General features: G+C 54.5%; 11 protein-coding genes. 6 read left to right on the forward strand and 5 right to left on the reverse strand.

Annotated elements, in window-relative coordinates; genetic code table 11:
• Nucleotides 1–965: 965 nt before the first annotated feature.
• The 3 genes from recC to recD are packed head-to-tail and all read left to right on the forward strand — an operon-like array spanning nucleotide 966 to nucleotide 10,536.
• Nucleotides 966–4,565, forward strand: coding sequence for an exodeoxyribonuclease V subunit gamma (gene recC, locus KO508_RS02680; RefSeq protein ID WP_216006784.1), 3,600 nt, complete (start codon nucleotides 966–968; stop codon nucleotides 4,563–4,565).
• Complete coding sequence (gene recB / locus KO508_RS02685; RefSeq protein ID WP_216006785.1) at nucleotides 4,562–8,293, forward strand: exodeoxyribonuclease V subunit beta; 3,732 nt, start codon at nucleotides 4,562–4,564, stop codon at nucleotides 8,291–8,293. The genes recC and recB overlap by 4 nt, the downstream gene beginning before the upstream one ends.
• Complete coding sequence (gene recD / locus KO508_RS02690) at nucleotides 8,290–10,536, forward strand: exodeoxyribonuclease V subunit alpha (protein WP_216006786.1); 2,247 nt, start codon at nucleotides 8,290–8,292, stop codon at nucleotides 10,534–10,536. Before recB ends, recD begins: the two co-directional genes overlap by 4 nt.
• Before the next feature lie 258 nt (nucleotides 10,537–10,794).
• On the opposite strand, the gene KO508_RS02695 is transcribed toward recD, so the two are convergent.
• Complete coding sequence (locus KO508_RS02695; RefSeq protein ID WP_216006787.1) at nucleotides 10,795–12,603, reverse strand: ABCB family ABC transporter ATP-binding protein/permease; 1,809 nt, start codon at nucleotides 12,601–12,603, stop codon at nucleotides 10,795–10,797.
• 205 nt (nucleotides 12,604–12,808) lie between these two features.
• On the opposite strand from KO508_RS02695, the gene KO508_RS02700 reads away from it, so the two are divergent.
• Nucleotides 12,809–14,533 carry an ABC transporter transmembrane domain-containing protein gene (locus KO508_RS02700; RefSeq protein WP_436836610.1) on the forward strand — a complete coding sequence of 575 codons (1,725 nt, stop codon included), beginning with the start codon at nucleotides 12,809–12,811 and terminating at the stop codon, nucleotides 14,531–14,533.
• A gap of 16 nt (nucleotides 14,534–14,549) precedes the next feature.
• Here KO508_RS02700 and KO508_RS02705 read toward each other — a convergent pair whose 3' ends face one another.
• Genes KO508_RS02705 through KO508_RS02715 form a run of 3 tightly spaced genes read right to left on the reverse strand, consistent with a single transcriptional unit; the run spans nucleotide 14,550 to nucleotide 17,988 of the window.
• Nucleotides 14,550–15,797, reverse strand: a complete 1,248-nt coding sequence (locus KO508_RS02705; RefSeq protein WP_216006788.1) for a hypothetical protein — start codon at nucleotides 15,795–15,797, stop codon at nucleotides 14,550–14,552.
• Nucleotides 15,794–16,996: a methanobactin export MATE transporter MbnM gene (locus KO508_RS02710; protein WP_216006789.1), complete on the reverse strand. Its 1,203-nt coding sequence runs from the start codon at nucleotides 16,994–16,996 to the stop codon at nucleotides 15,794–15,796. Before KO508_RS02710 ends, KO508_RS02705 begins: the two co-directional genes overlap by 4 nt.
• Nucleotides 16,993–17,988: an MbnP family copper-binding protein gene (locus tag KO508_RS02715; protein ID WP_252737777.1), complete on the reverse strand. Its 996-nt coding sequence runs from the start codon at nucleotides 17,986–17,988 to the stop codon at nucleotides 16,993–16,995. The genes KO508_RS02710 and KO508_RS02715 overlap by 4 nt, the downstream gene beginning before the upstream one ends.
• A 232-nt stretch (nucleotides 17,989–18,220) precedes the next feature.
• Between KO508_RS02715 and KO508_RS02720 the strand changes: the two genes are divergently transcribed.
• Both KO508_RS02720 and KO508_RS02725 read left to right on the forward strand, forming a co-directional pair.
• Nucleotides 18,221–19,498: an aspartate aminotransferase family protein gene (locus KO508_RS02720; RefSeq protein WP_216006790.1), complete on the forward strand. Its 1,278-nt coding sequence runs from the start codon at nucleotides 18,221–18,223 to the stop codon at nucleotides 19,496–19,498.
• A 106-nt stretch (nucleotides 19,499–19,604) separates the two neighbouring features.
• Nucleotides 19,605–20,363, forward strand: a complete 759-nt coding sequence (locus KO508_RS02725) for a VC0807 family protein (RefSeq protein WP_216006791.1) — start codon at nucleotides 19,605–19,607, stop codon at nucleotides 20,361–20,363.
• Between the two features lie 97 nt (nucleotides 20,364–20,460).
• On the opposite strand, the gene gyrB is transcribed toward KO508_RS02725, so the two are convergent.
• Entirely contained in the window at nucleotides 20,461–22,875 is a 2,415-nt protein-coding gene (gene gyrB / locus KO508_RS02730; protein WP_216006792.1) for a DNA topoisomerase (ATP-hydrolyzing) subunit B, read from the reverse strand.
• Nucleotides 22,876–22,934 lie beyond the last annotated feature (59 nt).

Genomic DNA, 22,934 nt, shown 5'->3' on the forward strand with positions numbered 1-22,934 from the left:
TGGTTGTATCGCAGTATTCGTTCACAAGGTGTATTTGCGTCGGTTCGGCGAGATCTCATTAAAACTCTCCTTGTCTTAATTTGAACAATCAAACATTACCGACTGCTCACATCCGTGTAATTTAATTTTAATTATTCAGTTGCGCCATCACAACATTTAATTATCACTGGCAATAAATTTCATTTGTTTTTTTGCTCTACATCACGAAATTCGTAAACATATTTTGCCTTATGAGCCTGACCTCCCTACGGCCTGAATCGGTAACTTCGCTCGAATTTAACACTTTGATTCTGGGCTGGCTCAAGCCTCGCATATGTTTAAAAGCGCTCCAACCTTGTAGAGTACATCTGTTTTTTTACCGATAGTAATGCTTGCAAATTGACCAGATATAGACCGAATTCAGATCAAACGACGAAGAAACCAGGTTAGCAGTTGTTGGAGCCTCGTTGCGGACTTAAATAAGCTTTCCGGCTTGGCTCTGAACACCTTCCAGAATTGACTCTGCAATACGCAAGGGAAAAGTCGTTTGGTAACAACATTTCCACCTTACCGATAACGGCAGGAACCTGTTCCGCGACCTCGCCAAGCAGTTCGCTTGTCCTCTCGCTGGAAAACCCAACTTGTTGGGCGGTACTTACGAAGTGTCTTGGCTCGATGCGATCCCAATGATAGTGGCAGTTTCGACCTTTTACTGACATGGCCATTTTGGTTTTTTGCGGCGCTAGGCTGAGTCAGACACGCACACTCACCATTCTTCATGCCAGCCGCTCGCCGGATCCGGGGCTCCACGCTCCACCACACGCAACTCAAGATCAAGGGCGGAAAGAAGCTTGAATGGGGGACCGAAAAGCGGCAATCACTTCAATCCCTGATTGGAACACTACCGGTTCGGGCTATCCGTTTCTCCAACCACATGCGGTAACCTGTAGCATTGGATCAGTCTAAGATATCAAACAGGGAAAACCATGCCCGAACACGCTACCATCACCCCCGGTTTTCACGCCGTTCACGCCAATCATCTGGAAGACCTGCGCCGGGCTGTGGTGTTTATCTGCCAGCAGAACCCTCTACCGCCGCTGCAGAGTGAAACCTTTCTGGTGCAGAGTAATGGTATTGCCCAGTGGCTGAAGCTGGCGCTGGCGGAGAAGCGTTCGGAAGATGGCAGCGAAGGTGGTCTGGGCATAGCTGCGGGTATGGATTTCCTGTTCCCGGCGCGATTTATCTGGCAGGCCTACCGGGCGGTGCTGCCGGATGGCGAGGTACCGGAGCAATCCCCGTTTGATAAGCGGCGGCTGGTGTGGCGGCTTTATCGCCTGCTACCGGAACTGGTTCATACCGACGAGGTATTCAATCCGCTGGCGCGCTTTCTGGAAGGCAGCGACTCGGATTTGCGGGCCTTCCAGTTGGCCGAAAAAGTAGCAGATCTGTTCGACCAGTATCAGGTGTTCCGCGCCGATTGGCTGGCCGCCTGGGAGCAGGGCCGGGATGTGGTGATCACGTCCCGCAGCGAAGAAAAGCCGGTTGAGGAAGATACCCTTTGGCAGCCAATGCTCTGGCGCAAGCTGGTGGAAGATACAGGCGCTGAAGCCCACACCAGCCGTTCGCAGATTCACACCCGGTTTATGGCCGAGGGCCAGCGTATCGCTGCGCCTGCTCACCCAAGCCGTTTGCCCAAACGCATTGTGGTGTTCGGGGTATCGTCACTGCCACGTCAGGCTTTGGAAGCCCTCTACGTTCTTAGCCGTTTCAGCCAAGTGGTGCTGTGCGTTCATAACCCGTCGCAGTTTTACTGGGCAGATATCGTCAGTGACCGTGAGCTACTGAAGGCCGAGCGCAAGCGGGGCAAAGTCCACCAGACACTTTCAAAGATTGAGGATGCCGACCAACTGCACCAGCACGCCAATCCTTTGCTGGCGGCTTGGGGCAAGCAGGGCCGGGATTATATTCGCTTGCTGGATGAATTCGACAATCCGGATGAGTATCGCGCCAGTTTCCAGGTGCCAGATCAGAAGATCGACATCTTCTTCGACCACGGATCAGATCTCGCTCCTTGCCTGCTGCATCAGCTTCAGAATGACATTTACAACCTGACGCCCCTTCAGGAAATCCGGGAGGAACAGCGTGAACTCGATCTGGCCCATGACCATTCCATAGCTTTCCACGATGCCCACAGCCCGCAACGGGAAGTGGAGATTCTGCACGATCAGCTGCTGGCTGCCTTCAATGCAGATACCACGCTGCGGCCCCGGGATGTGATGGTGATGGTGCCGGATATCAACGTCTACGCACCTCATATTCAGGCGGTGTTTGGTCGCTACACGTCAGGCCTCAAGCGCCACATTCCGTTCACCATTTCCGATCAAGGCCAGCGCCACCACGAGCCGGTACTGATTGCCCTGGAAACGCTCATGTCGTTGCCCCGCAGCCGTTTCGGGGTGAGTGAGATCGTCAGCTTGCTGGAAGTGCCGGGAATTCGCGACCGCTTTGAGATTGCAGAAGAGGAAATTCCCTTAGCCCGGCGCTGGGTAGAAGGCGCTAACATCCGCTGGGGTCTGCACGGCGCTCACCGGGAGAGCCTGGAGTTGCCTGCCGGTCTGGATCGCAACACCTGGCAGGCTGGCCTGCGCTCCATGCTTTTAGGATACGGCATGGGCGACGATGAGCCCTGGGCCGGTGTTCAGCCCTACGGCGAAATCGGCGGGCTGCAAGCCAGCCTGGCCGGGCGTCTTGGCGAGTTTGTGTACCGCCTGGAAAACTTATGGCAAGAGCTGCAGGCAAGCCGCACACCCCAAGAGTGGGAAGAGCTCTTCTCGGCCATGCTGGAGCAGTTTTTCCACAAGGTGGAAGGGCATGACCTGTTGCTGCTGAACCGCTTTCGCCGGCAACTGGAGCAGTGGCTGGAAGACACGATGGCCGCCGGGCTGGATCAACAGTCGCTTCCGTTGAATATCGTGAAGGACGTGTTACTGGAAGGCCTGGATGAAGGCGGACTGAACCAGCGCTTCCTGGCCGGCAAGGTAAACTTCGCCACACTCATGCCCATGCGAGCGATCCCCTTCCGCAAGGTGTGCCTTATGGGTATGAACGACGGCGACTATCCTCGCTCACGGCCGCCTGTAGATTTTGATCTGATGGCTCAGGATTACCGCCCGGGCGACCGCTCCCGTAGGGAAGACGACCGTTACCTGTTTCTGGAAGCCATGCTCTCCGCTCGCGAACAGCTTTACATCAGCTGGGTAGGGCGCAGCATCAAGGACGATTCGGAACGCCCGCCGTCTGTGCTTGTGGGCCAGCTGCAGGATCACCTGAATAGCCTATGGCAGGTGCCAGGCGAGCCGGACATTGACGTAACCAAAGCACTGACCACCTGCCACCCGCTGCAACCCTTCAGCCGGGATTATTTCCCCAAAGCTAACGGTCTTGGCGAAGGCGAGTGCAATCAGCCAAAGCCCCTCGCCGAGGTGCTGGCTGCCCGCAGCCTTTTCACCTACGAAAACGAATGGCGCGGTGCCCATGGTGACCAGACTGAAGTGCAGCGCGAGCCGCAAACCGCTCTGCCATATCAACAGCCTGAGGAACCCATCACCCTCAACGATCTGGCCGGCTTCCTGAAAAAGCCTGTGGATACCTTCTACCAGCGCCGTTTGCAGGTGCGCTTCGAGGATGTGGAAGACGATGACACGGATAACGAAAACTTTGATCTGAACGGTCTTGATCGATGGCGTCTAGATACCGAACTGATTGAGCAGGGCCTGCTGAAAGCCGGTAACGAAGAGGACCTGCACGAGCGTCTGGAAAACACGTTGGATCGCATGGCGAGACGTGGCGACTTGGGTATGGGCGTCACCGAGCACCGGTTGCGCAGCGATCTCTCCGGCCGCTTGCCCGATCTGTTTCAGCGCTATCAAAGCGCCTTGGCAGAATGGCCCGAAGCGATCAATGAGCCACTACCGTTTGAGCACAGGCTGGCCAACAGCACTGGCTCCGTAGAAGTGCTGGATTTAATTAACAACCTGCGCCGCAACCACGAAGGCAAAACCTGCCGTCTGGTGATTGCCGGTTCAAGCCTGCTCACCGGCAGCGGTAGCAGCAAAAAGCTCCGCTACGCCAACCTGATGCGGGACTGGGTAATTCATCTGGCGGGGCAACTCATCGCACAACCGTTTGAAACCCTGATTCTGGGCAAGGAAGAAGGCCGGAAAGTCCGCTTTGCACCATTACCAAGAGAAACCGCTACCAAGCATCTGGACGCCATACTGACCCATTGGATAGAAGCCAGCACCCGCGCGTTACCACTGCATTGCGAGGCCGGCTTTGCCTGGATTTACAGCTTCTACCAGAGCAAAAAGTTCCTCGGTGATCACGACCGCGCCATCAGCGATGCCCAGCAGGCCTACACCACGGCTCTGGATCGGGATACAGGCTATCTGCGCGGCGCCTTTGAAAGTCCCGAAGCCCTGATGGAAAGCGGCGAATTTGAGGCCTTGCTGCACGCGCTTTATGTGCCTCTTTGGGAAGCTGAACAGGATAAATCCGCCGCCGGTCAGATTGAGGGCAAGCTATGACAGCCATCACCGAGACAAGAAAACCGAACCTTGATCCGCTAGCGCTGCCCCTGAGCGGCAGTAGCCTGATAGAAGCCAGTGCTGGCACCGGGAAAACCTTCACCATCGCTATCCTCTACGTGCGTTTTGTGCTTGGCCACGGACAACCCGAGGGCAGCCCTCTGGCCGCCGGCATGCTGCCGCCTAACCTGCTAGTGGTCACCTTCACCGACGCCGCCACCAAGGAACTGCGTGATCGTATCCGCACCCGGCTCACGCAAGCGGCCGAAGTGTTTTCCAGCAACGGGGAGAGCATTCAGCCCACACCGGAAACCGCACTGATCCATCAGCTCAGGGAAGACAGCTACCCAGACCCGGCTACCTGGCCGGACTGCCGCAAAAAGCTTCTGCTGGCCGCCGAATGGATGGACGAAGCCGCGGTGTCCACCATTCACGCCTGGTGTAACCGGATGCTCACGGAGCATGCGTTCGACAGTGGCAGCCTGTTTCGCCTGTCACTGGAAACCGATCAGAGTGAATTGCTCGATGAAGTGGCGCGGGACTACTGGCGCACCTTCATCTACCCGCTGTCGCCGGTACTGATGGACGAAGTGCTGAGCCACTGGAAAACCCCGGACAACCTGCGCGCCTCTGTAAAAAACCTCCTTGGCGACGCCGACTCCTTTGAAGTCGCTACCGACGATGTAAAGCAGGCCATCGAAGCTACTGTGCAAAAGCGCATGGAGCAGGCGCAGGCCCTGAAAGCCTACCCCTGGGCAGACTGGAAGCCTGAAGTCACCGACATGCTGATAGCGCTCAACAAGAGCAAACGCCTACACGGTGGCAGCATGAAGCCGATGATTGCCGCTTGGGACAAACTGCTGGATTGGGCCGCTTCCGATGAGCTTTACCCCGAGGGTCTGGACAAAGCCGGCTTCCAGAACCAGACCCCGGACATACTACCAACAAAACTCAAAGGCGAGGGCGATGCACCCCATCACCCAGCCTTTGATGCCATTGCAGAGCTGATCACATTCAGCCAGAGCCTGCCCAGCGCCGAGGCCGACATTCTCCGGCACGCCAGTTGCTGGATTGCAGCACGGCTGGAATCGGAAAAACAAAAACGCTCGGAAATGGGTTTTGACGACCTGCTCACGCGGCTGGACGATGCCCTGCATGGCCCCCGTGGTGATCAACTGGCAGCCACCATTCGTCGCCAATTCCCGGTGGCGCTGATCGACGAATTCCAGGACACAGATCCGGTGCAATACCGCATCTTCAACCGCATTTACCGGGTTGCAGAGAATCGTCCGGATACCTGTCTACTGATGATCGGCGACCCGAAACAAGCCATTTACGGCTTCCGCGGCGCCGACATCTACACCTATCTGGACGCCCGCACCGGTGCTCGCGATCGCACCTGGACATTGGGTCGCAACTTCCGCTCATCCAAGCCTATGGTGAAAGCCGTCAACCGGGTGTTTGAACATGGCGACCTCAACAGCCCAAAAGGTGCCTTCCTGTTCGGGAAGGGCGACACCTCACCCTTGCCATTTCAGGGCGTAGACGCCAACGGCACCAAGCGCCTCTGGTCGGTGAATGGCGAGGTACAGCCCAGCCTCACCCTATGGTCAATGGAAAGTGTTCAGGAAGACAAGAACGGCAATCGCAAAAGCCTCGCTAAAGGCACCGCTACAACGGATGTCGCTGAAACCTGCGCCAGTGAAATCGCTCGCTTGCTAACGCTTGGCCAGCAGGGACTGGCTGGTTTTGCTCTGGAAGAGAACAAAAACGATCTGGAGCCGGTTGAGCCCAAAGACATCGCCATTCTGGTGAATAACCGCAACGAAGCGGCTGCGGTACGGGATGCGCTGGGCCAAAGGCGCATTAAAAGTGTGTACCTGTCTGACCGGGATTCGGTGCTTACCTCGCAAGAGGCCAAAGAAGTGCTGTGCTGGCTCAAAGCCTTTGCCGAGCCACGGCAACTGGCCTACGCCCGCGCGGCTCTAGCCACGCCCACGCTGGGTTTGCCGTGGCGCTATCTTGACCAACTGCTGACCGACGAGATGGCGCTGGAGCGGGAGATTGATCGCTTTATGGGTTATCAGAGGCAATGGCAGAGCCAAGGCGTACTGCCCATGCTGCGCAGCTTCCTGATGGACTTTGAAGTGCCCGGGCGCTTGCTGCAACGCCCGGAAGGCGAACGCCGGCTGACCGACATTCTGCACATTGCCGAACTCTTGCAACAGGACAGCCTGCAACTGGACGGCGAGCACGCTCTGGTGCACCACTACACCCAGATTCTGCGAGCGGCAGACGAAGAAGACGAGCATCGCACCCTGCGTCTGGAAAGCGATGCCGGTCTGGTGAAAGTGATTACCGTGCACAAATCCAAAGGCCTGGAATACCCGTTGGTGTTCCTGCCCTTCGGCACCGCATTCCGTGCTCAAAGCGAAAAACAATCATTCGTGCGTTATCACGATGACAACGCAAAGCTGATCACCGTGTTTGATCCAACACCGGAAGACGTTACCCGGGCAGATCAGGAGCGGCTGGGCGAGGACATTCGCAAACTCTACGTGGCCCTGACCCGCGCCCGCTTCGCCACCTGGATAGGCGTTGCCGAGATTGAAAACTGGCACCTCAGTGGCCTGGGGTATTTGCTGGGTGGCGAACCTGCTGCGCAACAACCATTGAGTGAGACGCTAACGCAACTTGTTAATGGCCACACTGAGCTGTGCACGGAGCCATTGCCGGAAGCGACAGAACTGCACTACACCGCAGCGGCGCCCGCAGCACTCGGCCCAGCGCTGAGCTCAACCCGCGAAGCCCGAGAAGACTGGTGGATTGCCAGCTACTCCTCACTGGAATACACCGGGCTTTCCGGAACCGGCATAGCCTTCGCCGGGGAGGTGGAAGACGCCGAAACCCAGAACCTGCTGGAAGAGGGCGCCCACAACCCAGAAGACGAAGAAGCAAGCATTCCGCTCAGCCATAGCCTGCACAACTTCCCGAAAGGCGCAGGCCCGGGCACCTTTCTGCACGATCTGCTGGAGTGGTGCGTACAGCAAGGGCTACAACACCTTGTGGATAACCCTGAACACCTGCGTGAGCAGCTTATTCGCCGTTGCAGCACACGGGGCTGGAGTGATTGGGTAGATACGCTTGAACACTGGATACTCGCTCTCATCCGCCAGCCATTGCCGTTGAACCGTAACGGCGGTGAAAGCGTCAGTCTGGCGAACCTGAGCACTCTGCGGCCGGAACTGGAGTTCTGGTTTGAGAGCCGTAACGTAAGCACCCGAGCCATGGACAAACTGGTGACTCAACACACCCTAAACGCAGCGGACCGGCCGCAGGTGGATGCCGGGCGCTTCAACGGCATGCTAAAAGGCTTTATCGATCTGGTGTTTGAACATAACGGGCAATATTACGTGCTGGATTACAAATCCAATTACCTTGGCGATAACGACAGCGCCTACACAGATCAGGCCATGGGAGAGGCGATTCTGGAGAAGCGCTACGACCTGCAGTACATCCTCTATCTACTGGCCCTGCACCGTTTGTTGAAAGCCCGCCTGCCAGACTATGACTACGACCAGCACATAGGCGGTGCGGTGTATTTGTTTTTGCGCGGCGTGAACGCGCCGGGGGCAGGGGCGTTTACCGACAAGCCACCCAGAGTATTGATCGAACAATTGGATGCCATGTTCGACGGCAAAGCAGTCCCCGGGGAGGTGGCGGCATGAGCAAAACGCGAAATACCGAGAGCCAGTTTTCCTTTGATCTGGAAGAAACTATTGATGTGGATAAAACACCTTCAGCTTCTCCAAGCCGAGACTCTAGTTTGACCTTGGATCAGACCGAAAAAGTTCTGGAACTTCTGGATAGCTGGCAGCAAGCCGGTTGGATTCGCCCGCTAGACGTGCGGTTTGCACGACTGATTCAGGATCTGTCGGAAGAGCAGGGCGAAGCACCGCAACCGCTGGTTTTGCTGCTTGCTGCACTGACATCTCATCAGGTTGGCCGGGGCCACGTGTGTGTGGATCTGGCTGACCTGATCGCTGATGCTAACAACACTCTCTCCCTGCCATCAGAGGAGCAAGAAAACGCCGACAGCAACCTCAATGGCCCCGAAGAAGTACTGGCTCTCGTATCCTCGGAACAATGCTTGCACTCTATGCGAGCGACTTTGGCGGTAAGTGATGGCTCACATACTACACCTATGGTATTGAGTGGTACTCGCCTCTACCTACGCCGATTCTGGCGTTACGAGCAACAAATTGCCGCCGGCATTCTGCAGCGACTGGCACAGCCATCCACCCTGTCCGACCCGTCCTCAGCCGCTGCGAAAACACTCAGCCATGCTCTGGACGTACTGTTCAAACCGCAGAGTTCCACGGGCCCTACGGTGGACTATCAAAAGCTCGCCTGTGCTCTGGCCGCCCGAAACCGTTTCGCCGTTATAACCGGAGGCCCGGGCACTGGCAAAACCACCACTGTGGTGAATTTACTGGCCGCCCTGCAGTCCGTCGCGGGTGAATCTGCAGAGCGCGATGGGCGCAAATACCGTATTCGTCTGGCTGCACCCACCGGCAAAGCCGCTGCCCGGCTCAACGAGTCCATCGGCGGCGCTGCCAGCCGTCTGCCTCTGACGCAGCTACCGGGGCAGGTATCTCTGGCTGACATTCCCACCAAAGTAACCACACTCCACAGATTGCTGGGCAGTCGCCCGGACACCCGCAAATTCCGCCATAATCGCGACAACCCGCTGCTGGTGGATATTCTGGTAATCGACGAAGCGTCCATGGTGGATCTCGACATGATGGCGTCGGTATTTGACGCCCTGCCCGCAAACGCCCAACTGATTCTTCTGGGCGATAAAGACCAGCTGGCTTCGGTAGACGCCGGCGCTGTGCTGGGTGAACTGTGCCAACGTGCACCAGACGGGCACTATCTACCGGACACTGCTCAGTGGCTGAAAGCCATCACCGGCACCGACATCCCGACAAACCTGCAGGACTCCGAAGGCCAGCCACTGGATCAGGCGGTCGCCATGCTACGCAAGAGCTACCGCTTTGCCGAAGGCAGTGGCATTCGTCAGTTGGCCGAGGCGGTCAACACCAACACCCTGAACGACAACATGCTTCAGCGAGCCCGCAGCGCCGGTTTTGAGGATGTGGTGTGGTTGAATGGCCGAACCAGCAAACCCTCACTGGACGACACTCAGGCGTTGATCTGCCGCCATGCGGTCAGTGGTAGCCCGGAAGCTTTCTACAATAACGGAGAAGAGCGATTCCATGGCAACAACCAACCTCTGCCACCACCTGTAGGCTACCGGCACTACCTATCGCTGATGCAGAGTCACACCCTGAACGCCAACAGCACAACAGAGCAATGGGACGAGCTAGCACGATCCGTACTGGAAGCCTTCAGCGACTTTCAGGTGCTCTGCGCCCTACGCCGCGGGCCTTGGGGTGTGGAAGGGCTCAACGAACTCATCGCTCACCACCTGCTCAAACAAAGACTCATTCCCCGCGCCGAAGGCTGGTACGCCGGACGCCCGGTGCTGATTACCGGCAACGATTACAATCTGGGTTTGATGAACGGTGATGTGGGCATTACCTTCAGCCTGCCTTGGGGCACCAACGATCAGAACAATAACGCACAACCTCAGCCGGTATTACGCGTGGCCTTTCCAAGCAGCGATGGCAGCGGCGATATCCGCTGGATATCACCCAGCAGGCTGCAGCAACTGGAAACCGTGTACGCCATGACGGTGCATAAATCCCAGGGTTCGGAATTCAATCACACCTGCCTGATACTTCCCGACCGCCTAAGCCCCGTGCTCACACGGGAGTTGGTGTATACCGGCATCACCCGTGCAAGAAATTGGTTCAGCCTGATAACCGGTGATGCCAGCGTGTTCTCAGAAAGTGTCGAACAGCGGGTGGTTCGGGCTTCGGGGTTGGCTTCGGTTTTGACTCGATGATTTCTTGTTTCGAAAAACCATGATGTCAGACATTTGTTCGGGCGAGCCACCGGAAGCGAGTTACGAAAACCTGGAGCGCCAAGGATGGCGCGACGGAGCCCTACATGGGTGAAGCAAGCGTTTATGAAGCAGAGCTTCATGCGCAGCTGAACGACAGCAATCTGTGATTGCTGGCCGGACCCCGACAGGGGTATTTACGGGCGTTTTCCGTAACTCGCTTCCGGTGGCTGGCTTGCACAAATCTGATCCCAAGGAAAATCAGTCTCCCACGGGACTATCATCCTCACTATGCTGTTGCTGCAGCCACAATCTGGCGTAATAGCCATTCTGTGCCAGTAACTCACTGTGGCCACCGCTTTCCACAATCCGGCCCTGATCCATTACAAGAATCGTGTCGGCATCACGTACTGTGGATAAGCGGTGGGCGATAACCAGTGTTGTGCGCTGCCTGCTGACTTCGTTCAGGGCTTCCAGAATTGCCTGCTCGGAAATGGAATCCAACGACGAGGTGGCTTCGTCCAGAATCAGCAGCGGTGGGTTTTTCAAAAGTACCCGGGCAATAGCAACGCGCTGCTTCTCACCACCGGAGAGTTTCAAACCACGTTCGCCCACTTTGGTATCGTAGCCGTCCGGCAGGCTGCGGATGAAATCATCCAAGCGCGCCTGTTTCGCGGCGTGATGGACCTCCGCTTCGGTGGCCTCTGGTTTACCGTATGCGATGTTACTGTACAAAGTGTCGTTGAACAGTACGGTATCCTGCGGAACCACACCGATGGCAGAGCGCAGGCTGTCCTGACTAATCTCGCGAATAGTCTGGCCATCAATGCTAATGCTGCCTTTATCCACATCAAAAAAGCGGAACAGCAAGCGGGCGAGGGTGGATTTTCCGGCACCGCTGGCACCTACAACGGCAACTGTGTGCCCTGCGGGAATCGTGAAGTCCACATTTTGGAGAATTGGCCGATCTTCACGATAGGCAAAATGCACGTGATGAAAACCTATCTCGCCTTTATTCACAGTGAGCGCGGGAGCACCGGGGGCGTCTTCAATGGCCGGCGCTTCACCGAGCAAACCAAACAGACGCTCCACATTCACCAACGACTGGCGAATTTCCCGGTACACAAAACCCAGAGCATTCAACGGAATAAACAGTTGAAGCAAGTAAGCGTTGATCATGGTGAAGTCACCCAGAGTTATGGCACCACTAGCCACTTCCCTGACGGCCATTACCATCATGGTAATCATGGCCAAACCAATGATCAGCGCCTGTCCGGAGTTAAGCGCAGCCAGAGACAGTCGATTTTTCAGCCGCGCCTTCTCCCAGTTTTCTAGGTTCTCGTCGTAAAGTTCAGCTTCAAATGTTTCGTTATTGAAGTACTTCACGGTTTCATAATTGAGCAAACTGTCGATGGCGCGGGAATTGGACTGGTTATCCCGGGCATTGGCCTCACGAACGAACTTAGTGCGCCACTCGGTCACCTTGATAGAGAAAACCACATACACCACCACGGCGATGAGGATGGCGATTACATAGCTGGCGTTGAACGCCACAAACAAAATGCCTGTCACCATTAGGATTTCCAGCAGGGTAGGTACTATGTTGAATAGGGTAAAACGTAGCAGGAAGCTGATCCCGGTAGTGCCCCGCTCTATGTCTCTGGCTAGCCCTCCGGTTTTGCGATCAAGATGGAACGCCAATTCTCGGTCGTGCAGATGACGGAACACCCTTAGCGACACCCGCCGCATGGCACGCTCTGCGACCCGTGCAAACACGGCGTCACGCAGTTCACCGAATAACGTGCTGCCAAACCGTAACATGCCATAGGCGACCACCAGCACCACGGGGATCCACAGCAGCAGTTCGCCTTCTCGGCCCTGATCGAGATAGTCGACTATGTATTTCAGTGCCACCGGAGTTGCAACGGTTGCCAGCTTTGCGAGTATCAGAAAAGCTATAGATAGAGCCACTCGGCCACGAAATTCAGCGAGATAGGGCCAAAGCCCAGCGATGACCTTCCAATCCGGTTTGTGGTCTTGCGGGTAATCACTGTCGGCGTAGGCTCGCACGGGAATCCTTTTTTATGACGGGGTTATCAGTTAAAGCGTTATCAGGTAAAGAGCTATCAGGTAATACGGAGCTATCGAGCATGTGGGCAGGCTGTATGATAAGTCCTTACTTCAAGCTTAACCGTATAGCTGGCCAAGTTTACAGCAGCCAATCCTCAGGAGGCACACTATCAAAACCCATCATCGGCAAGCTCTCAAGCTCGTCATAGGCTTTATAAGCCCTTATCGCAAGGCGGTTGCAGGCGCTCTGGTCGCGCTTATTATCACTGCCGGTATCACGCTTGGGCTTGGGCAGGGTTTGCGAATCTTGGTAGATCAGGGCTTGGCCACTGCATCTCCCGGTAATCTAGCAAGCGCCATGGGGTTGTTTTTTATTTTGGTGCTGGGGCTGGCATTTGGCTCTTTCGCACGCTTTTATTTAGTGTCCTGGATCGGTGAAAGGGTGGTGGCGGATATCCGTAAGCAAGTGTTCAACCACCTGATCGACCTGCATCCCGGTTTTTTCGAGCAGAACCGCGCGCTAGAAATCCAGTCCCGGTTTACTGCCGACACCACGGTGCTGCAATCGGTCATAGGCTCAACCGTTTCTATCGCGCTGCGCAATGTACTCATGCTGGTGGGCGGACTGCTCTTACTGTTTATCACTAATGCCAAACTGGCTGGCATCATTCTTTTGGGTTTTCCTCTGGTTATCGTGCCGATCTTATTTTTCGGTCGGCGAGTTCGGCAACTTTCACGGCTGAGCCAAGACCGGGTGGCGGATGTGGGTAGCTACGTAGGCGAAAACCTCACACAAATCAAAACTGTGCAGGCCTTTAACCATCAGCCCCATGATCGGCGTTTTTTTGCAGATGTTTCTGAACGCGCCTTCGATATTGCTCGCGCTCGCATACAGCAGCGCGCCTGGCTGACGACCATAGCCATTTCTCTGGTGATGGGAGCTGTTGGGGTTGTGATCTGGATTGGCGGTCTTGATGTTATTCACGGCCACATTACTGCTGGGGAACTCGCAGCCTTCGTGTTTTACAGCCTTTTGGTGGGCGTTGCAGCCGGCGCTATCAGCGAAGTTATAGGCGAACTGCAAAGAGCGGCCGGTTCCGCCGCGCGGCTTTTCGAGTTGCTACAAACGGAACCCGAGTTTGACCGTCCTGCAAGCCTAACAAACGAGTTTCCAAAGCCCGTCACTGGTGCTATTGCCATTAAAAACCTGACTTTCAGTTATCCTGGCCGTCGCGAGCACCCTGCGCTCACCGATATTTGCTTAGATGTCCGCTCCGGAGAAACCCTTGCTTTGGTTGGCCCCTCAGGTGCCGGTAAATCCACGCTATTCGATCTGCTTTTACATTTCTATCAGCCCAACAGCGGCACAATCCACATCGACGGCACGGACAGCTCCACGGTTTCTCTGGAGGCGCTACGCAGTTGCTTTTCACTGGTGCCCCAAAACCCCGCTCTGTTCCATGGCACCGTTGCAGACAACATCCGTTATGCGCGCCCGGATGCCAGTCAGGCCGATGTTGAACATGCCGCTCGTATCGCTCATGCCCATGAATTTATAGAGAAGCTGCCAGAAGGCTATCTCACTCAGCTTGGCGATGCGGGGCTGGGACTCTCAGGTGGTCAAAAACAACGACTGGCCATAGCTCGCGCGCTTCTCACTGACGCGCCCATACTTTTGTTAGACGAAGCCACCAGCGCATTGGATGCAGAAAGTGAAAGCCTGATTCAACAAGCAATGCCCGCGCTTACCTCTGGCAGAACCACCTTAGTCATTGCCCATAGACTAGCCACCGTTAGAGATGCTGACCGCATCGCGGTTCTGGATCAGGGCAGGTTGCTGGCGGTGGGTACGCATCAGCATCTAATGCAGGAAAACCAGTTGTACCAGCGCTTGGCGTATCTACAGTTCCGCACCGAAACGGGTGAATAAGTCGTTAATGTCTATGTCAGTGTTGGTGCCCGGCACTGGAACCCGAGTTTTCAGGCCAAAGCCGGCCGCTCCAGATCACGCCTACCGACCAGCGTAAGTCGCTTTCTGGCAAGGTTCTATCCTCAGTAACTTCGGTTCGAAGCGCCAGATTATCCCGCCACTGCCAGTGCCAGAACGCAGAATAGCGTTCCGGATCGTGATCCTGTGGATTCGCAAGCCCGGAATCTGTAGCGAGAACGGGTGCGGCAGCCCCCACCAGATGATTGTCGGTGGAAAGCCACTCGCCTCTTATGCCCACAGTATGACGACGCCACTGAACATATGGTTGCACCCAAACGCCAAACTGCTCGCTATCCACGCTGGCCTCGCGGCCAGCAGAGTCATGCAGCATACCGCCCATATCCATTTGCATCAGCTCCGCCTCCACACCCCACTGCCAATAAGGTTCAGGGTTGTAGCGAATGGCGCCGTGGAGACCGGTAATGTCTGTGTCTCCGGTAAAGCGAGTATCTGGAAACAGGGCCGCTGTTACGCCAGGCGGAGCCACGGGGGTATGAGTATGGGTGCCACCGTAGCGATGATCTGCTCTGGATTCTGCAGATGCTTGGTAGAACCAGCCGCCCCCGGATAGGGTGAGGCGCTCGCCCTGCCACTGATAGCGGGCAAAGACATCCCAGTTGGTATCGCCGGTATCAGTGGCTGGATAGGCCGTGCCGCGCCATAGCTCGACACCAGCAGACACGCCCGCGGTTTCATGCCACCAGAAGCGCACTCCCTCATCGTGGAAGTCTCGGCCAAAAAATACATCATTCACCAAAGGAGCATCACTGACCCTGCGGTCCGCTGCATGGCTGGCCAGACTCGGAGAAAAAACAGCCGACATTTTTCCCGCTTCTAGCACCCAGGGCCCAGTGGTTTCGCAACAGGTATAGCCAAGATAAGCGTGTTGCAGCTCTATTTCGTCGGTATGGTCACCACCTCCGCCGTGGCTACCAATTTCAATGACAGCGAACACCCGCTCATTGATCCGAGAGCCTAGCGACAACATAGTCTCATCAACACTAACACCTTTCTCTTGGGGCCAAGCATGCCCGCCCATCATGGTGCCGGGGATTTGCCAGAACTCATATTCATCAACAAGACTGGCCGACCGCCAGGTGGCCACCACACTTGCATTCACTTCCAATTGAGCATCTTTGGGAATGTAATGGGCATAGCCGGTTACTGGCAGCAGCAAAGCCAGCAGAACATAGAAACGAATCATGGAGTCAGATCCTTATTGGCACTATCCGGCCAGGGATTTGAGAATCGAGGGTTGGAGATAAAGGCCTGGTCCGTCAGGGATTCCAGAAAAGCCACCAAGTCCTGAATTTCCGATTCTGTAATTGAGAACGAAACAATGAAGCCATCTTTGTAGGGATTCATACGGCCATCGCCCGGGTGGGGGGAGGCTACTTCCAATCGGCCACCGGCGGCGTAATTGCGGATTACATCCTCCAGCGTATCCACCGAGCCATCGTGATTGTAAGGTGCGGTCAGCGCCACGTTCCTCAAGCTGGGGGCTCGGAATTGCCCCATGTGACTGGCGTTCCCGGTTACTTCATGACGACCAGTGTTTGGTTCCGGATAAGCCCCAAGACCATCGATGTTGTAGAGCCCGGTATTGTGGAATAGCAAGGTATTAAAACTGGTCAGGCGATCGGTGGTAGCGTCAGTGAAATTATACCCAGCATGACAGTGGAAACACTCCAGCCTTTCGCTGTTGAACAATCGCTCTCCCCTCAGAGCTTCTGCGGACAATTCCCCTCGGTCAAAATCACTGTCGAATGAAACTAACCCGCGGACGAAAGAAGCAAGTGCCTTGACCACATTGTCCCAGGCCTGATCACTGAACAAAGCGTCACTCTGATCAGGAAATGCCTCGGCAAACAAACGTGCGTACTCAGGTTCAACCTGCAAGCTTCGGAGCACCTGCTCATGGTTGCCCTCGTTCAGCCCATGCTCAATAGGAGCGTCACCAAACAGAGGAATCATGATCTGTTTCTCGATAGTTCCAAGGCTGGGGTTGGCCCAGGTCAGAGTATTATTCCAGGCAACGTTCACCAAAGCCTGACTGTTCCTCGGATGACGTTCCCCTGTGGCCCCGGAAGCCTGCGCCAGTCCATCACTGAACGCCTTGTCCTGATGATGACAACTGGAACAGCTGATTGTGCCGTTGGAAGAGAGCCGACTGTCATAGAACAGATGCCGCCCAAGCTGGAATTTCGCTTCCGTCATGGGGTTGTCTTCGGGCTCCCGGGGCAGGGGAATGTGGTCCGGGAGCCCCCAGTCAAAACCGGAAACCCGGGCACCCTGATCATCCACCGTCGTCTGGCTTTGTTCGAGACAGCCCGTCAGCATAATCAGTAAAGCAACACCTATGACAGGCCGGCGAATGCCGGCCCTCAAATGGCGCTTTCTCATAGTGCCTGACGTTCAACTATAGAAAAGACTACAGCGTTAGGATTACCACCATCGTTTTGTTCTTCACCGAACGGTAGCGCGAGGTTCTTGAACACAGCAGGACATTCAGGATCTCCTGCAAACGACATGCAACCCGGCGCTCCACCGCCATCCTGATTCAGGTTGGAACCAGATATCAGAGCGGCATAATCAATTTTGATAGCGTACGCTCCCTGCTCGAATCCCCCCAGAGGCAAAGATACCTCTACCCTGTTATCCGCAGCGCAAGGCTCTGGTGCCACCCCATCTGCCAGATCAGAGGTACCAACCTCACAGCCGGTGCTTCCAAGGTGGAGGTTCCAGGCAGTACTGGACCATTCAGCATCGTCCGGCCGAGTGATACCACCAACAGGGATGACATCGGCTGCCATAAACTTGTAACCGTTCTGCCAGTTCCAGGTCATACCGCTCGCAAGGCCAGGATTTCTCAACGGCTCTTCAGCGCTGCTTTGATCGGCATGGTTCTGTTCAAATGGCACACCTATGGTAAATTCGAAATGGCTGATGGTCTTCTCAGGGTCCAGTTCGGCTGAACCAACAAGAGTATCCTTGAACCCTGGGTTATCATCGGTACCTGATATACAAACGTCGGTCGTATCACCGGTTTCGTTCACTGTTGCCGTATCACGGAAATCCAGAAGAGCAACCTGAGAGTTTTGGCCTGGGGCATCCGGGTCCAGATTGAAGGGAATTTCTTCTCCTTGATCCGTTACAAGACGCACGTTGCTGATAAACATTCGGAAATCTTCAAATTCAACACTGGCAGAATTGGTACCTAAACCTGTGAATGTCTGGCCACAAGTCATCGGATCGCTGCCTACCATCGCTTTGAAGGGTATGGTTAGTTCCGTTGGTTCATCAACAACTGTTTCAGTAGAGGAGGACGAACTTCCACCACAGCCACTCAGTAAAACACTACCTGCGATGAAGCAATACAGCCCTTTTTTTCCCATGCCAAAATTCTCCTTTTACCCATTTCACTTATGTTTGTTTGAGTTAATCACTTAAATCCCCCCCATTATCTTCAGTTTAAGCACAAAAATGAGTGTGGCATGTTGTCGCGGCTGCCGGAGCCTTCATCATATTCAATAGAGAGACTTTCTATCACCGGTTTGTGTCAGGCTCCGCGACTCCCTACACTGTTAAGCGAGATTGATAAATCAGAGACACAGGGAGAAAGGCAAAGTGAGCAATAAAGAATTGCAGGCCCTCAAAGAACGCTATGTTGCAGCAGGTGCGGCGAGTCCCAATGAACAGTTTGCCGACCATGCAACCAATTCTGAACTCTGGGACGCAGACGGCATTCGTATGATCGATTTTGCCGGTGGTATTGGCGTACTTAACATCGGTCACCGACACCCGAAAGTGGTTGAGGCGGTAAAAGCCCAACTGGATAAGCTAATGCATACCTGTCAAACGGTTATGCCCTATGAGGGCTACGTACGTCTGGCACAGAAGCTGAGCGAAGTGACTCCGGTTAAAGGTCACGCCAAAGTTATGCTGGCCAACTCCGGTGCCGAAGCACTGGAAAACGCCCTAAAGATTGCCCGTGCAGCCACTGGCCGCACCAACGTAATCTGCTTCAACGGCGGCTATCATGGCCGTACCTTCATGACCATGGCCATGAACGGCAAGGCCGCACCTTATCAAACCGATTTCGGCCCCATGCCTGGTAGCGTATTCCGTGCACCCTATCCGGTGCCCTATCACGGTGTGACGGAAGAGGACGCCCTACGTGGTTTGGAAATGACCATGAAGGCAGATTCACCCGCAAATCAAACCGCTGCGATCGTTCTTGAGCCGGTACTGGGCGAGGGCGGTTTTTACGCGGCTCCCACTAGCTTCCTTAAAGCACTGCGTAAGATCTGTGACGACAACGGCATCCTGTTGATTGTAGATGAAGTTCAAAGCGGCTTTGGCCGTACCGGCAAAATGTTTGCCCTTGAGCACAGCGGTGTTGAAGCCGACATTATTACTATGGCCAAGAGTATGGCTGATGGTATGCCAATCTCAGCTATTGTTGGAACCGACAAGGTCATGGACTCATCCGGGCCCAACTCGCTAGGCGGCACCTATACCGGCAGCCCGACTGCGTGTGCGGCTGCCTTGGCCGTGTTCGAGGTGTTCAAAGATGAAGATATTCTTGGCAAGAGCCTAAGCTTAGGTGAAAAGCTCAACCAGCGTTTTACCCAATGGCAAGAACAATTTACCCATGTGGATAATGTGCGCGGCCTAGGCCCCATGGCTGCCTTCGAAATGGTTGAAAGCAAGGAAAGCCGTAAGCCGATGCCGGAACTGGCTGCTGCAATTACCAAAAAAGCCAAAGAAAAGGGTCTAATCCTTCTTAGCTGTGGCCTGTATGGCAATACATTACGCTTCCTGATGCCTGTTACCATCGAGGATAATATTCTCGAAGAAGGCTTGGCGATTGTTGAAGAGTGCTTGAAAGAAGCCGGCGCTTAATACAAACCCTTTCGTTTTGTGTAATGAAAACCGAGCCTCCGGGTTCGGTTTTTTTGTGGAGTTCATCGTATACTGCCCGGAGTAGTTTCATCAATCAGGCAGAACCATGACGACACCAAACACCACGTCCGCGCCCGATCACAAGCCCAGACCTTGGGTTGATCTGCTGGTCAGTATTATTATTCCCTCCGTCATCCTAATGAAGTTCAGTGGTGACCAGCATCTTGGTAGCGTTAACGCCCTGATCCTGGGCTTAGCCTTCCCCCTTGGATGGGGTTTGTTCGAACTGATCCGTTACAACAAGAAGAACTTTATCGCCTTATTGGGGCTGGTCAGTGTCGGGTTAACAGGCGGTATCGGCTTGCTAGAGCTTGATGCCGGTTGGCTGGCGGTAAAAGAAGCGGCAATTCCTGCAATTATAGGCTTGGCTGTGCTGGCTTCTACCCGTACCAAATACCCGTTGGTACGCACGCTTCTGTATAACCCGAACGTACTCGATGTGGACAAGATTCAGGAAACTCTTGAAGAAAAAGAGCGTATAGAGGAGTTTGAAGCGCGTTTATTGAATGCCAGTTACTTTTTCGCTGGCACCTTTTTGTTTTCATCCATCATGAACTACTTGGTGGCCCGCTGGATTGTGGTCAGCCCTTCCGGTACTCAGGCTTTTAACGAAGAGCTTGGCAGGATGACTCTCGTGAGTTATCCAATGATTGCTATCCCGTCGATGGTGATGATGATGCTTATCTTCTATTATTTGTGGAGAACCATCCGTCGCCTCACGGGTTATACCCTAGAAGAAGTGATGGCGCCCCACTTGGCGGAGAAGGAAAAGGCTAGATCCTCCGGCTCTTCTTCCGGTAAATAGCGCTCTAATTCAATAACGTAAGCTGTTTTTCAGCAACAAAAAAAGCGGCCAGAGTAGTGATACTCTGGCCGCTTTTTTATTACCTATCCGAATACGATCAGATGTCGAGGTTACTTACTTCCAGAGCATGAGTCTGGATAAAGTCACGACGTGGCTCTACATCATCACCCATAAGAGTGGTAAAGATCTGGTCTGCCGCTATGGCGTCTTCAATCTTCACTTTCATCATACGGCGGCTTTCTGGGTCCATGGTGGTCTCCCAAAGCTGGTCCGGGTTCATCTCACCCAAGCCCTTGTAGCGCTGAATGTTCAAGCCTCGTTGGGCTTCTTTCATCAGCCAGTTGAGTGCGCCCTCAAACGATAGTACGGCCTGCGTGCGCTCACCACGCTGTATATATGCTCCTTCTTCGATGAGCCCGTTCAGGGTCTCGCCAAGGCGAGCTATAGCACCATACGACGGTGAATCAAAGAAATCGTGGCCAAATACATACTCGTAAGGAATGCCATGCACATAAATGGTTACTTTAGGGAGATAAAGCTCCCGTTCGTTATCCTTGGCCACAGAGAAGGTGTACTTGGTGCCGGTACGCGTATCCACATCCAGCTTGTCGCCAAGACGGCTGGCCCATGCAACAACCGTTTGCTCGTCTTTGAGATGTTCCGCTTTCAGGGTGTCATTGTGCAGCATTTGCTCCAACACCTTGGCCGGATAGGCACGGGACAAGCGCTCAATCATAGCCATGACGGTTTGATAGTCCTTCACCATGGTTTCAAGCGCAGAATCCTTGATGGAGGGCGCTTCCGGATTCACATACAACTGCGCACCTTCAAGAGATGTTTGGGTGAGGTAAGCCTCTTTTGCCTTCTCATCTTTCAGATACTGTTCTTGCTTACCGCGTTTCACCTTATACAATGGTGGCATGGCAATGAACACGTGGCCGCGCTCAATGATTTCGCGCATCTGGCGAAACAAGAACGTCAACAGCAGGGTGCGTATGTGGGAACCATCCACGTCGGCGTCCGTCATGATAATGATGGAGTGATACCGGAGTTTGTCTGGATTGAACTCTTCCCGCCCAATGCCACAACCCAATGCCGTAATGAGCGTACCCACCTCAGCAGAAGACAGCATCTTATCGAAGCGTGCTTTTTCCACGTTCAGGATCTTACCCTTCAACGGAAGAATAGCCTGTGTTTTACGGTCTCGGCCCTGTTTGGCGCTGCCACCGGCCGAGTCACCCTCCACAATGAACAGTTCAGAAAGGGCAGGGTCTTTCTCTTGGCAATCAGCTAGCTTGCCGGGCAAACCGGCAATATCCAGCGCGCCTTTACGTCGAGTCATATCCCGTGCCTTACGGGCCGCTTCACGCGCACGCGCCGCTTCAATCATCTTGTTAACGATGAGTTTGGCTTCGCTTGGCTGTTCTTGTAGATATTCCGCAAAACTTTGGTAGAGCTCTTGCTCAACGGCGGTTTTTACTTCCGAGGACACCAACTTATCTTTGGTCTGCGAAGAAAACTTCGGATCAGGCACTTTTACACTGATAATTGCCGTTAGTCCTTCGCGGGCGTCATCGCCGGAGGTGCTTACCTTGGCCTTCTTACCCAATCCTTCCTGTTCAATATAATTGTTCAGGGAGCGCGTGAGGGCCGCACGAAAGCCAGCAAGGTGGGTACCACCATCCCGTTGGGGGATGTTGTTTGTAAAGCAGTAAATATTTTCCTGAAAGGCATCGTTCCATTGCATGGAAACTTCAACCGCGATTCCGTCTTCCCGTTCCCTGTTGAAGTGGAATACTCGGTTTATAGGCGTTTTGTTGGTATTAAGATGTTCAACAAATGCTCGTAGGCCACCCTCGTACTCGAAAACCTCTTCCTTGCCACTACGTTCATCCGTCAAGCGGATGCGAACGCCACTGTTTAGGAACGCCAGTTCCCTGATGCGTTTTGCCAGAATATCGTAGTGGAACTCAATGTGGGTAAAGGTTTCCGGAGACGGAATAAAATGTACCCGAGTGCCAGATGCATCGGTATCGCCAACGGGCGCCAAAGGCGCGTTAGGCACACCGTGGGTATAAGTCTGTTCGTATACCTTACCATCACGACGAATGGTCAAGGTGAGAGAAGAGGACAGGGCGTTTACAACGGAAACACCTACACCATGAAGGCCACCGGAAACCTTGTAGGAGTTATCATCGAATTTACCCCCGGCGTGCAGCACCGTCATGATAACTTCAGCTGCCGATACACCCTCTTCTTCGTGGAGATCCACCGGTATACCGCGACCGTTATCTTGAACGCTCACGGACTCGTCTGGGTGAATGATAATCCCAATTTCGGAACAGTGACCGGCCAGAGCTTCATCGATGGAGTTATCCACCAATTCGAACACCATGTGATGCAGGCCGGTGCCATCATCCGTGTCGCCAATGTACATACCTGGCCTTTTTCGCACTGCATCAAGCCCCTTCAGGACTTTGATGCTGGCTGAATTGTAGCTCGATTCACTCATTAGGTAACTCCTGAAGCGTAAGGGCCAGCGCGTTCCTTAAGCCGCATGTTTGCGGTGCA

This window comes from Marinobacter salexigens (assembly GCF_018860765.1).
Lineage (GTDB): Bacteria > Pseudomonadota > Gammaproteobacteria > Pseudomonadales > Oleiphilaceae > Marinobacter > Marinobacter salexigens_A.